We start from the raw sequence: 12,633 nt of genomic DNA, 5'->3' as shown, positions 1-12,633 counted from the left end.
TGACCGGAAGCCCGCTTTCATTTAGGGCGGGCTCACTGTTTCGGAGGCGCACATGACCCACACTTCAGACACATCAGATGCCATCCTCGCCCGGATGCTGGCGCTGCATCCCAAGATCATTGATCTGACGTTGGATCGCATGTGGCGATTGCTCAATGCGCTTGAAAATCCGGAGAAGAAAATGCCTCCGGTCATCCATCTGGCGGGCACCAACGGCAAGGGCAGTACACAGGCGATGATCCGCGCTGGGCTGGAAGGTGCAGGCAAAACGGTCCACGCCTATACAAGCCCCCATCTCGCCCGGTTTCACGAGCGTATCCGGCTCGCAGGGGAGCTGATTGACGAGGCGCATCTGACACAGGTGCTGGATCAGTGTTGGGAGGCCAACGAGCGCCAGAACATCACTTATTTTGAGATCACCACCTGCGCGGCCCTGCTCGCATTTTCGCGCGTGCAGGCAGATTACACCTTGCTTGAGGTCGGTCTTGGAGGCCGTCTGGATGCGACCAATGTGATCGACGATCCCAAGCTGTGCGTGATCACGCCAATTTCTATCGACCATGAGCAGTTCCTTGGGAACACGCTTGCCAAGATCGCCTCTGAAAAAGCTGGGATCATCAAGGGCGGGATCCCTGTTGTGGTGGGCCCTCAGCCGGAAAAGGCAATGGCGGTTATTGAAGAAACCGCGGCCCGTCTGGGCGCTCCGGTGATCGCCTATGGGCAGCATTGGCATGTGTATGAGGAACACGGCCGCCTGATTTATCAGGATGAAACCGGCCTGCTGGATCTGCCGCTCCCTGCCTTGCCCGGTGCACATCAGATCCAAAACGCCGGTGCGGCCTTGGCGGCGTTGCGCCACCTCGGTTGCGATGCGGAAGCCTGCGAAGCGGCCATGCGAGACGTTTTCTGGCCTGCGCGTATGCAACGCTTGCGCGAGGGGCCATTGGTGGAGGCGGCTGCCTCCGCTGAGCTTTGGCTCGACGGCGGGCACAATGCAGCGGCAGGGCAGGCTTTGGCCGCCCATATCGCAGGGCTGCCCAAGCGCGAAACACATCTCATCTGTGGCATGCTGAACACCAAAGACGTCTCTGGGTATTTGTCACCCTTGGCTGAGGTGTCCGACAGCTTGCACGCGGTTTCCATTCCGGGAGAAGCCAACACGCTATTGGCAGAAGAAACCGCCGAACATGCGAATGCGGCCGGGCTTACGGCACATGTCGCTGAAAGTGTTGCCAAGGCGATAGCGACCATTTCGGCGCAATCCCCGGAAGCGCGCATCCTGATTTGCGGCTCGCTCTATCTGGCAGGCGCGGTGCTGCGCGAAAACGGCTAATGTTATGCATCTGCCAAGCTCTGGTTGGCAGATTTGCGATTTGAGATCCCAGACAGTTGACGGGAGCGAATCACCGCTCCTATAGTGAAATCAACTCCTCGCGCCGCAGAAAATAAGGCAGATGGCGTTTGGGAACAGGGACCGGCAGGTGAAAAATGGGGGGCGTTCGGCCCCCTTAATAATGTTAGCTAGATGCGTCGTTGCGCATCAATCTGCGCCATTTGGGCCCACGTGAAAGTCGCTACCTATGATCGACCCGCTCACCCAGTTTGTCACTTTCACAACAATCATCGCGACCGCCGTGATGGCGGCCTCTGCTTCGATCCAAGGGGTGCGACATACGCTGGATCTCTTTGGTGCCACTTTGATCGGTGTCGCCACCGCAGTGGGTGGGGGCACGCTTCGGGATCTGCTGCTTGGCCGCACGCCGGTGTTCTGGATTGAGGATCTGAGTTATCTCGCCACTGCGGTGCCCGTGGCCGTAGCCATGTATTTTGTCGCCACACGCCTTCCGTCGGGCAATGGCAGACGTTTGCGCCTTTTGATGCAACTTGATGCCATAGGGTTGGCACTGTTCACTCTAGTGGGCGTGCGTGACGCGCTGGATATGAGCACCCATCCCGCCATTGCTGTGGTGATCGGGTGCATCACGGGTATCGTGGGCGGTATCATCCGCGATGTTCTTTGCAATGTGACCCCTTCGGTTCTGAAGGAAGATCTCTATGCGACGGTTTCGCTGATTGGCGGCGGTATCTATGTGCTGTCTGCGCCCATCATCGGTGAAACGTTCTCCTTCGCTCTGTGTTTTGTGTTGATGTTGATTGCGCGTCTCATCCTCATCAAACAGCTGATCGCCGCAGAAGAGTGAGCTGTCCAGAGGTTGGACCTATCTCTCTTTTTCTTGCGAGGATGCAAATGTTTGTACAGATTGACAAAAAGCTGTGACCGCAAGCACTGGAGTTTGAGATGCAAACGGTGGAAGATTTTCCCTATCAAGTGAATGAGCATCCGCACGTTCAGATTCCAATGCCAGATGGCACCCTGTTGTCCGCCCGGATTTGGCGACCTGAGACCGATGAACCACTGCCTGCAATCCTAGAATTCCTGCCTTACCGCAAACGGGACGGCACTGCAGAACGGGACGCACTGACCCATCCCTATATGGCTGGACATGGCTATGTCTGCGTCCGCGTGGACATGCGCGGCTGTGGCGACAGCGAAGGCCTGTTTGATGATGAATACTCGCCGCAAGAGCTTGCAGATGGCGTCTCTTTGATCGAATGGTTGGCGGCGCAGGAGTGGTGCTCTGGCAGCGTTGGTATGGTGGGTATCAGCTGGGGCGGTTTCAACGGTCTTCAGATCGCGGCTTTGGCGCCCGAAGCGCTTAAGGCCGTGGTGAGCATATGCTCAACCACTGACCGATTTGCCGATGACATCCACTATAAAGGCGGCGTCATGCTTGGCGAAAACACCGGCTGGGCGGCAACCGTACTGGGGTGGTTTGCCTTACCGCCTGATCCAGAAATCGTTGGCGAGAGCTGGCGGGAAGTCTGGCTTGAGCGGCTGCAAAACACGCCTTTCCTTGCGGAGAAATGGGTGCAGGAACAAGCGCGCAATGGCTATTGGAAGCATGGGTCCGTTTGTGAGGACTATAGCGCGATCAAGGCCGCAGTTTTGAGCGTGGGCGGCTGGCACGATGGCTACCGTAACACCATCGCGCATCTGGTCGAAAACCTTGACGCACCTGTGAAAGGCCTTATCGGACCTTGGATCCATAAGTACCCTCATTTTGCTGCGCCGGGACCGCAGATCGACTTTCTTGGGGAAATGCTGCGGTGGTGGGATCGTTGGCTTAAGGGCATCGACAACGGTGTAGAAGTGCTGCCAGACATGCGCCGTTGGTTGATGGACAGCGTGCCCCCGGCGACCATCTATGATGACCGCCCAGGGCGGTGGATCGCGGACTCTGCAGAAGACATCAACGCGCCAGCTGAGAGTTTTTTCCTGACCGGTAAGAGTCTTTCAGAGACCGAAGGCCCAGCGGAGCGTATCGTTGCGCCCGCTCTGTTCTGCGGACAGGCCACTGGCGAGTATTTCCCGGTTTCGCTGGCACCTGCCGGGACAGCGCCGGGGGAATTGCCTGCTGATCAGCGCGAAGACGACGCTTTGTCCTGCTGCTTTGAGACAGAAGTTATTACCGCTTCCCGCGCCATTGTTGGCGCGCCCTCGGTGCGGTTGAAGCTCTCGGCGGACAAGCCAAAGGCGCAGCTGATCGCGCGTTTGTGCGATGTGCACCCGGATGGGCAAAGCACCTTGATCACGCATGGCGTGCTGAACCTTCGGCATCGTGATGGACACGAGGCTTTTGTCGATCTGCCGATCAATCAACCCGTTGATGTGACCCTGACACTGGACCACTGCGCCTATCAGCTGCCTCCTGGGCATCAGCTGCGGCTGGCCTTGTCTTCGAGCTATTGGCCCTATGTCTGGCCTGAAGCAGAAACGGCGGTTTTGACGCTGCAAAGCGGTGCTCTCTCATTGCCGGTGCGCGAAGAACCTGCGGAGGAAACATCCGTTTCCTTTGATCCGCCAAAGGCGGCGAAGCCCCGGCGCACACGTCAGGTTTCTGCGCCTGAGAATAAGAAGACCGTCGCCAAGGATGTGGGGTCTCAACAGCTCACTCTGGAGATTGTGGGTGACACGGGTCTTACAGAGGATCTGGACACCGGCCTCATATCCGGAGCCCGTGTGCAAGAGCGGTTCTCGATTGTCGAACGTGATCCAAATTCCGCTGAAAACCACTTCACATGGCGGCGCACTATGGCGCGCGGTGATTGGAAGGTTGAGATCTTTGCGGATGTTTCTATGCGTACCGATGGGCAGAACTTCCTGATCACGGCTGATCTGAAAACATCCGAGAATGGCGCAGAGGTGTTTGCGAAGCACTGGGAAAGCACCGTGCCGCGTCTCTGATCTCGGCAGGTGCACAAAAGCAAAAGGCCCGCCGCACTGCGCGACGGGCCTTTTTTTGAAAGTGATGGATCAGCGGATCACGAACACCGATTGTTTGGCGTGCCGTGCGATCCGCGCGGCATTGGGGCCAATCAGATAGTCCTTCAGCTGGGATTTGTGGGCGCCAACGATGATCGCATCGGCCTTTACGCTTTTGGCTTCCTTTAGAACGAGATCATAGATTGTGCCCTGATCCACATGCAGGCGCAGGTTCTCTACACCTGCCAGCGCGCTTTTGGCCCAATCCTCCAATGCCGCTTTGGCTTCTTTCAGGATCAGCTTGTTGTGATCCTGGCTAAAGAACGAGCCAACAATCGACATGCCGTAATCGGGCACGACGTTCATGACGTGCAGTTCAGCCCCATCCGCCATTGCCATCGCGCGCGCGGCCTCGGCGGGGCGCTCAGAGCCTTTCAGATCGTTGACGTCCACGGTTAGCAAGATTGTCTTGAACATGACTTTCTCTCCTTAGAACGCCGGTTGTGTGGCGCGTGGCCGCTGGATCATCATCAAGCCTGCAAGCAGAAGCAGCGCCGGAATGAAGAACAGCTCTTTTGGCATCCGCTCGTTTTCAACTTGTACCTGCGAGATCACCACAGGCTGATCGCCGTAGTAATCATACTCGGTGCCCAACTGGCCAAAGTAGGGCGTGCCGGGGAAGGGCTCTTCGAGCAGCAGCTTACCATCTTCCTCAAACACGCTCAGGCCGCCGTTTGACATCGCCGTCAGCGCATCGCCGCCGGGGTAGATCATCGTGACGGTGGTGGCGCGATTGTCGCCGGTGTCGAAGTCCGGGCCTTCGACCTTAAAGCGCACCAGCGCGCCTTCAGGCTGTGCGCCGACCAGTTGCACCGCTTCCGGCCCAACCATGGTCTGATACTTCTCTGACACTTGGTCGAGGAAGAAATCTGGCCGGAAGAGCATGAAGGCGATGAAGAGCAGCGCCGCGCTTTCCCACTTTCGGGATTTGGCGATGAAATAGCCTTGGGTTGCAGCCGCAAATATCAGCATCGCGATGAGCGAGATAAAGAACACCAGAACGGCTTTTCCAAAGCTCACGTCAATCAGCAGAAGATCGGTGTTGAAGATGAACATGAAGGGCAAGAGAGCCGTCCGGATGTCATAGGCAAAACCCTGCACACCGGTCTTGATCGGATCGCCCCGAGAGATCGCAGCTGCCGCATAGGCGGCAAGGCCCACAGGCGGCGTGTCGTCCGCCAAAATGCCGAAGTAGAACACAAACATATGGACCGCGATCAGCGGCACAACCAAGCCGGCTTGTGCACCAACGCCAACGATAACAGGTGCCATCAAAGAGCTGACAACAATGTAGTTCGCGGTGGTTGGAAGGCCCATGCCAAGGATCAAGCTCAGAACCGCCACCAGGAGCAACAGGATAATCAGGTTGCCGCCAGAGATGACCTCAATCACCTGACCAATCACTTGGTGAGCACCGGTGAGGCTGATGGTGCCAACGATGATGCCGGCCGCGCCGGTCGCCACGCCAATTCCGATCATGTTCCGAGCACCCATGATCAGGCCTTGCACAAAGTCGTTCCAGCCTTGGGTGAAAGCAGCGTTCACGGCGGTTTCACCGCGGAAGAACGCTTTGATCGGACGGTGTGTCACCGCCACGATGATCATAAAGATCGTCGCCCAGAAGGCCGAGAGCGCCGGGGACAAGCGATCCAGATTCTCGGTTTTCACCATCAGGTTCCAAACCAGAATGAAGATCGGCAGCGCATAGTAAGCCCCACCCAAAAGCGTTGGTGTCAGACGAGGCGCTGCCAACGGGGCGTCTGGATCATCCATTGCGATGTCTGGATATCTTGACGCCACATAGAGCAAACCAAGATACATCACGGCAACCAGTGCCACCGCGATATAGATGCTGTCGCCCACCAACGGCTCCAGCACATTGCGGATACCGATCATTGCGAAGGTGATTGCGCCAAGGCCGATGAAGCCGGTCAGGAACAACACGAGGATCATGATCGGTCCGATGTGGCGACCGGCCTTCTTCAGACCCTGCATCTGCATTTTCAGCGCTTCGAGATGTACGATGTAGAGCAGCGCGATGTACGAGATCACCGCAGGCAAGAAGGCGTGTTTGACCACGTCGATGTAGGGGATGTTCACATATTCAACCATCAGGAAGGCAGCGGCCCCCATGACAGGCGGGGTCAGCTGACCATTGGTCGAAGAGGCCACCTCAACCGCGCCGGCTTTCTCAGCAGGGAAGCCAATGCGCTTCATCAGCGGGATGGTGAATGTGCCGGTGGTGACGGTGTTCGCAATCGAGCTGCCTGAGATCATGCCGGTCATCATGGAGCTGAGAACCGAGGCTTTGGCCGGGCCGCCGCGCAGCGCGCCAAGGAGGGCAATGGCCACTTTGATGAACCAGTTGCCACCCCCTGCGCGATCCAGCAGTGCGCCAAACAGCACAAAGAGGAAGATCATTGTGGTGGAGACACCCAATGCGACACCAAAGACACCTTCGGTCTGCATCCAGTAATGGCCGAGCGCCTTCGACAGCGAGGCGCCACCGTAGTTGGTGATCTCGCGCACCCACTCGGAGTTGCCGCCAAAGAAGGCAAAGAGCACAAAGGCCCCAGCAATGATCACAAGTGGCAGACCAAGCGAGCGATACACGCAGATCATCAAAACGATCATGCCAAGAGCGGACATGGTGATGTCTGTGCTGGTCCAGAGGCCGGGACGATCCGCAATCTGGTAGCGGAAGAAGACGAGGTAAAGACAGGCGCTGACACCGATGACCAGGAGCAGCCAGTCATAAAGCGGGATGCGGTCACGCGGTGATGTTCTAAACATCGGAAAGGCCAGAATGGCCAGTGACATCGCAAAAGCGAGGTGGATATAGCGCGCTTGGCTGACCACATTCGCAAAATCAGAAAGCCCTGTGAGTTGGGCCAGCGTGCCGGGGAGTTTGGACGCGATATAGAGCTGAAACAACGACCAGATGATACAGATCGCGATGATGAGTTTTCCTTGAAAACCCGTGGCATTGCGCGCGCCGGTGTCGACTTCTGCGACCATAGCATCGGCGGAAGCAGCGCCATCTTTATTGGGGTCCTGAACCATTTTTGTCCTCGTCTAGCCCTTGGCCAAATGCGCCCTCATTTCTGGGGCGCATTTGTAGTTTTTAGAGATTTGAACCCGAACTATTTCAGGCCGAGTTCTTTGTATGCTTTTTCCGCACCTGGGTGGATTGGTGCGCTCAGGCCGTCGCTAACCATTTCTTTCGGATCAAGGTTAGCAAACGCTGGGTGCAGCTTGCGGAAGTCTTCGATGTTTTCCATCACAGACTTCGCCACCACATAGACAACATCGTCGGAGATGTTTGCGGAGGTCACGAAGGTTGCGCCCACGCCAAAGGTGGTGGTGTCGCCATCGGTGCCTTTGTACATGCCACCTGGGATGGTTGCGACGCGGTAGAACGGGTTGTCAGCAACCAGTTTGTCGATTTCCGGGCCAGTTACGTTCACGAGGTTCGCATCACAAGTGGTTGTGGCCTCTTTGATGGCCGCGGCAGGGTGACCGATGGTGTAGATCATCGCGTCGATGTTGCCGTCACACAGCTGCTTCGCCATCTCAGAACCTTTGTATTCGGTTGCGAGAGCAAAGTCGTCCATGGTGAAGCCATAGGCTTCCATCACAACTTCCATGGTGGCGCGCTGGCCGGAACCTGGGTTGCCCACGTTTACACGCTTGCCTTTAAGATCCGCAAAGCTGTTCACGCCCGCATCAGAACGTGCGATCACGCTGAACGGCTCCGGGTGTACAGAGAACACCGCGCGCACGTCTGGGAACGGATTGTCTGCGAACTTGGAAGTGCCGTTATAGGCGTGGTGCTGCCAGTCAGATTGCGCAACGCCAAACTCAAGCTCACCGGCTTTGATGGTGTTGATGTTATAAACAGAACCACCGGTGGATTCCACAGCACAGCGGATGCCGTGTTCTTTGCGGCCTTTGTTCACCAGACGGCAGATCGCGCCGCCAGTTGGGTAATAGACGCCGGTCACGCCGCCTGTGCCGATGGAGATAAACTCCTGTGCGGATGCACCCGCGGAGATGCCCATGGAGGCAATAATGGCGGCGCCCGCCAGTTTAAGTTTCGAAATCATCTTAGGCTCCCTAGTTGATGATGGTTTGAGTAATTCAAGTGTTGTTGTCAGTCGTTCCAGAATTCGCCCAAGCTTTGGTTCCGGCGTTCTACGTCGCGGATACGGCGGCTTGCGTCTTCGCCTGACTGTGCGACCAACATGGCAATCATGGTCTCCAATAGAGACAGAGTCGCAGCATAGGACGAAAAGAATTGTGGACTATCTGACGGAACAATAAAGGGAAAAGTTGCAAACTCAATCGCGGGACAGGCGTGGCTGTCGCTGACAACGATGACCGTCGCGCCCGAAGCGCGGGCAGATTCCGCCGCGCGCACCGCTTTTTTGGCGTAAGGCGTTTTGGTGACTATCAGTAGAACATCTTCTTTCGCCAGTGTGGACAACGCTGCGCCAAGAGAAGCGCCCATGCGCCCGGCAAGGGTCCAGTTGGTGGTGAAATAGTTGGCCAAATAAGCCATGTACTCGACGATCCCGGTCGAGCCAAAGGCGCCAAACAAAACAACACTTCTGGCGTGTTTCAGCGCAACAACGGCAGCTTTCAACCGGTCTTGGTTCAGATCTTCTCTGAGTTTTGAGATGTTCAGCACGCAGGCGGCGGCCTGCCGATCGAGCATGGATTGGTCGGGCTGAGGATCGCTTGTGAGCTGCTCAGCGCGATCCGCAAAAGACAAGGAGCGCTCTCCCACCGTTTCGCGGCATAGCTCGCGCATGTCTTCATAGCTCTCAAAGTTGAGGCTTCGGGCCAGTCTTGAAAGCGTGGCAGGCGAGACGCCGCTTGCCGCCGACACTGATCTGAGGGAGCGCGTGGCGACATCCATCTGATTATGCACGACGTAATCAGCCGCAGCCTTAAGCTTGACGCTTAAGCCAGCATAGCTTTCAGCAACCCGCTCTTGAAGACGGTTGGCGTTGCTCACGTGTCCCTCCTATTGACTCAGGTTATGCAGTTGTTTTAACGGATGTCAACAATTGGAACATTTGTTTCATGCATTGCGATCCGTGAGCGTGAAGCAAAACGAGAGACCTCATGACTGTGCATTTGCCTGAAGAAACTTTGAACTGGCAGACAATGGCGCCGCTTAAGATAACCGTCGCCCCCAACGGAGCCCGGCGCGGGCGGATAGATCATCCAAAGCTGCCAATTACAACAGATCAAATTTCCAAAACGGCTAAAAATTGTGCAGATGCTGGCGCTGACGAGATTCATCTCCACGTCCGCGACGACAGCGGAGCTCATTCTCTTGATGCAGGCCGCTATCGTGAGGCGATCTCTGCAATTGCGGAAACTGCGCCCGATTTGGGCATTCAAGTAACGACGGAAGCTGCCGGCAAGTATTCCGTCGAAGATCAGTTTTCTGCGTTGAAAGAGCTCGTACCGCAGGCCGCGAGTGTGTCGGTGCGGGAAATGTCCCGTGATATGGCACTGGCCCCTAAGGTTTATGCTTTTGCCAGAGAAGCAGGCATTCAGGTCCAGCACATTTTGTATGATCAGCAAGATCTGGAATTGCTTGATCACTGGCAGAACGCCGCTGTGGTTGAGCGTAGCCAATCTGACGTTCTGCTGGTGCTGGGTCGCTATGCCCCGCCACGATTGGCCGAAGTTGCAGAGCTTGAGCCATTTGCCGCTGGTGCCGCACAAATCGCTGATCGCTGGACGGTGTGCGCTTTTGGGCAAAATGAACATGCGGTTGCCGAAGCTGCGATCAAGCTTGGCGGGCACATACGCATCGGTTTTGAAAACAACATCCAACGCCCTGATGGCACGTTGGCGGAAGACAACGCGGAGAATATTCGCCGCGCGGTAGATGCGGCGCAGGCTTTGGGCCGCCCGCTTTTGAAAGAGGTCACAGTCTCATGAGTTTTGTTTTTCCCCGGCACTCAAAGAAATCCCTGCCCACAGTGGCACGAGGTGAAGGGCCATTTTTGTATGACACCAAGGGTAAAGCCTATTTCGATGGGTCCGGTGGTGCGGCTGTGTCTTGTCTTGGTCATTCTGATCCAGCTGTGACCGAGGCGATAAAGGCCCAGGTGGATACTGTCGCCTTCGCACACACAGGTTTCTTCACCTCGGAACCGGCGGAAGCCTTGGCAGAAAAGCTCGTCGCGAACGCACCCGAAGGGCTGGACCGCGTATATCTCGTCTCAGGTGGTTCTGAGGCGATGGAAAGCGCGTTGAAGCTCGCGCGGCAATATGCGTTTGAGAAGGGCGAAGGGCGTCGCCGCCACGTGATTGCACGGCGTCAGAGCTACCATGGCAATACCCTTGGTGCGCTCGCGACAGGCGGGAACCAATGGCGCCGCGCACCCTTTGCGCCGCTGTTGATGGACACCCACCACATTTCACCTTGCTATGCCTATCGCGGCCAGGAAACCGGTGAAACGGCTTTTGACTACGGCCAGCGCGTCGCCAATGAACTTCAGGAGGCCATAGATGAACTGGGCGCGGAAAACGTCTTGGCCTTTGTCGCGGAGCCTGTTGTGGGCGCAACGGCAGGTGCAGTGCCACCGGTTGAGGGCTATTTCAAACGGATCCGCGAGATTTGCCACGCCAACGGCGTTTTGCTGATTTTGGATGAGGTCATGTGTGGCATGGGACGGACCGGTACGTTGTTCGCCTGTGAGCAGGACGACGTCACACCAGACATTTGCGCGGTCGCAAAGGGGCTGGGGGCCGGCTACCAACCCATCGGCGCGATGCTTTGCTCAGCCGAGATTTATAACACCATTCGGGACGGCTCCGGTTTCTTTCAACATGGTCACACCTACAATGGCCACCCAACCGCTGCGGCGGCGTCGCATGCCGTACTCACACGTTTGGTGGATGACGGTATTGTTCGGCAGGTTGTCCCTAAGGGGGCCAAACTGCGTGCCGCGCTTGAGGAGCGGTTTGGGCAGCACGCCAACATCGGCGACATCCGAGGCAGAGGGCTTTTCCTTGGTCTTGAAGTGGTGGCGGACCGCGACACCAAGGCGCCCTTTGATCCTGCTCTTGGCATTGCGGCAAAGCTCAAGGCTGCAGCCTTTGAGGCGGGCCTGATCTGCTATCCGATGGGGGGGACAATCGATGGGCAAAACGGGGCGCATGTGCTGCTTGCGCCGCCGTTTATTATGGAAGACGCCCATATCTCGTTGATCTGTGATGCGCTTGAGACCGCGTTTAATGCGGTGCTGCCCTCAGTCTAGGAAGGGGGCAGCTTTCATGGTCTCCGGGATCTCAGCGCCAAGGCGCGACAGGATTGTGGGGGCCAGCTGCAGCTGATCGAGAACAGTATCCGCTTCAGGACCTTTTGCATCTCCGAAGTAGTAGAGCGCGAACTCCTGCTGCAGTGGGTCGCGACCGCCGTGATGCCCCCGTGCATCCTGTCCGTGATCCGCCGTCACGATCACCTCATACCCAAGAGCGCGCCACTTCGGGATGAAGGGCGCAAGCATCTCGTCCATCACAAAACAGGCGTGATCCATTTCGTGGCTGTCGTGTTGGAAGCGATGCCCCATGCTATCAAGCGTGCAGGTGTGCAACATGCCGTAGTTCAGGCCGCGATTCAGGCAGAGGTTCGTCAGGGTCGCGAACAGATCCACATCCGAAGGTGTCATCTGATTGGCCATTCCGTAGCCCGTCATGGAGTGGAAACGGCCGTGGTTGATCGTAGCGCTTTCGGGCTCGTCATATTCCACATCCCGCACATAGTCGAAAGGATGCCGGTTGAAAAATTCCGACCAGAACGAATGCGCGACCGCGCCGGTCACGCCACCTGACTTGCGTACCTGACCAAAGACATCTGGCTGTTTGATCCGGAACACGTTGCCATTGCCTGTACAGCCGTGTTCCTGCGGCGTAACGCCTGTATGGATCGACGCGTAACAGCTTGCAGATGTAGAGGGCAGAACCGAACGCATTTTCCACTTTTGGGCGGTGCCGTCTGCAACCCAACCTTCAAGATTGCCAAACAGGCGTTCCCAATTGCGCCAAGGCACGCCGTCCAGAATGATGAGCAAGAGTTTCCGGTCCATCTGAGTCTCCCTTTCCGTCCGGTCCACGGTCGCCAGTTCCGCTTTCAAGAACTATTGCAAATGCGACAATCAGGGCCCGGCTAATCAAAAAGGGCGACGTCTTAATGACATCGCCCAACTTTTTCATTTTGGCGT

The 12,633-nt window shown here is 56.8% G+C and carries 10 protein-coding genes; 5 read left to right on the top strand and 5 right to left on the bottom strand.

Annotated elements, in window-relative coordinates:
• Positions 1-52: 52 nt before the first annotated feature.
• The 3 genes from ACO07T_RS08945 (at position 53) to ACO07T_RS08935 (ending at position 4,306) form a co-directional block, all read left to right on the top strand.
• The gene (locus tag ACO07T_RS08945; protein WP_422049109.1) at positions 53-1,333 is read left to right on the top strand and encodes a bifunctional folylpolyglutamate synthase/dihydrofolate synthase; all 1,281 of its coding nucleotides are present in this window, start codon (positions 53-55) and stop codon (positions 1,331-1,333) included.
• A gap of 247 nt (positions 1,334-1,580) precedes the next feature.
• Positions 1,581-2,201, top strand: coding sequence for a trimeric intracellular cation channel family protein (locus tag ACO07T_RS08940; protein WP_422049108.1), 621 nt, complete (start codon positions 1,581-1,583; stop codon positions 2,199-2,201).
• 98 nt (positions 2,202-2,299) lie between these two features.
• Positions 2,300-4,306 (top strand): CocE/NonD family hydrolase, encoded by a 2,007-nt coding sequence (locus ACO07T_RS08935; protein ID WP_422049107.1) that lies wholly within the window; start codon positions 2,300-2,302, stop codon positions 4,304-4,306.
• A 69-nt stretch (positions 4,307-4,375) separates the two neighbouring features.
• Here ACO07T_RS08935 and ACO07T_RS08930 read toward each other — a convergent pair whose 3' ends face one another.
• The 4 genes from ACO07T_RS08930 to ACO07T_RS08915 form a co-directional block, all read right to left on the bottom strand.
• A complete protein-coding gene (locus ACO07T_RS08930; RefSeq protein WP_422049106.1) occupies positions 4,376-4,801 on the bottom strand; it encodes a universal stress protein in 426 nt (141 codons plus the stop codon).
• A gap of 12 nt (positions 4,802-4,813) precedes the next feature.
• Positions 4,814-7,447 (bottom strand): TRAP transporter permease, encoded by a 2,634-nt coding sequence (locus tag ACO07T_RS08925; RefSeq protein WP_422049105.1) that lies wholly within the window; start codon positions 7,445-7,447, stop codon positions 4,814-4,816.
• An 80-nt stretch (positions 7,448-7,527) separates the two neighbouring features.
• Positions 7,528-8,490, bottom strand: coding sequence for a TAXI family TRAP transporter solute-binding subunit (locus ACO07T_RS08920; protein WP_209077091.1), 963 nt, complete (start codon positions 8,488-8,490; stop codon positions 7,528-7,530).
• Positions 8,491-8,537: 47 nt separating this feature from the next.
• Positions 8,538-9,404 (bottom strand): MurR/RpiR family transcriptional regulator, encoded by an 867-nt coding sequence (locus ACO07T_RS08915; RefSeq protein ID WP_422049104.1) that lies wholly within the window; start codon positions 9,402-9,404, stop codon positions 8,538-8,540.
• Positions 9,405-9,514: 110 nt separating this feature from the next.
• On the opposite strand from ACO07T_RS08915, the gene ACO07T_RS08910 reads away from it, so the two are divergent.
• Entirely contained in the window at positions 9,515-10,345 is an 831-nt protein-coding gene (locus ACO07T_RS08910) for a 3-keto-5-aminohexanoate cleavage protein (RefSeq protein WP_422049103.1), read from the top strand.
• Positions 10,342-11,670 carry an aspartate aminotransferase family protein gene (locus tag ACO07T_RS08905; RefSeq protein WP_422049102.1) on the top strand — a complete coding sequence of 443 codons (1,329 nt, stop codon included), beginning with the start codon at positions 10,342-10,344 and terminating at the stop codon, positions 11,668-11,670. The genes ACO07T_RS08910 and ACO07T_RS08905 overlap by 4 nt, the downstream gene beginning before the upstream one ends.
• Here the strand turns inward: ACO07T_RS08905 and ACO07T_RS08900 are convergent.
• The gene (locus tag ACO07T_RS08900; protein ID WP_422049101.1) at positions 11,662-12,498 is read right to left on the bottom strand and encodes an alkaline phosphatase family protein; all 837 of its coding nucleotides are present in this window, start codon (positions 12,496-12,498) and stop codon (positions 11,662-11,664) included. The two genes, ACO07T_RS08905 and ACO07T_RS08900, sit on opposite strands and share 9 nt — an antisense overlap.
• Between the last annotated feature and the right edge of the window lie 135 nt (positions 12,499-12,633).

The organism is Shimia sp. (assembly GCF_965227725.1).
Lineage (GTDB): Bacteria > Pseudomonadota > Alphaproteobacteria > Rhodobacterales > Rhodobacteraceae > Shimia.
The sequence above is the reverse complement of the archived record's forward strand: the minus strand, read 5'-3'. Positions and strand labels throughout refer to the sequence as shown.

Coding starts and splice junctions, on each gene's coding strand:
- ACO07T_RS08945 (WP_422049109.1), top strand. CDS start 53: ATGACCCACACTTCAGACACATCAGATGCCATCCTCGCCCGGATGCTG.
- ACO07T_RS08940 (WP_422049108.1), top strand. CDS start 1,581: ATGATCGACCCGCTCACCCAGTTTGTCACTTTCACAACAATCATCGCG.
- ACO07T_RS08935 (WP_422049107.1), top strand. CDS start 2,300: ATGCAAACGGTGGAAGATTTTCCCTATCAAGTGAATGAGCATCCGCAC.
- ACO07T_RS08930 (WP_422049106.1), bottom strand. CDS start 4,801: ATGTTCAAGACAATCTTGCTAACCGTGGACGTCAACGATCTGAAAGGC.
- ACO07T_RS08925 (WP_422049105.1), bottom strand. CDS start 7,447: ATGGTTCAGGACCCCAATAAAGATGGCGCTGCTTCCGCCGATGCTATG.
- ACO07T_RS08920 (WP_209077091.1), bottom strand. CDS start 8,490: ATGATTTCGAAACTTAAACTGGCGGGCGCCGCCATTATTGCCTCCATG.
- ACO07T_RS08910 (WP_422049103.1), top strand. CDS start 9,515: ATGACTGTGCATTTGCCTGAAGAAACTTTGAACTGGCAGACAATGGCG.
- ACO07T_RS08905 (WP_422049102.1), top strand. CDS start 10,342: ATGAGTTTTGTTTTTCCCCGGCACTCAAAGAAATCCCTGCCCACAGTG.
- ACO07T_RS08900 (WP_422049101.1), bottom strand. CDS start 12,498: ATGGACCGGAAACTCTTGCTCATCATTCTGGACGGCGTGCCTTGGCGC.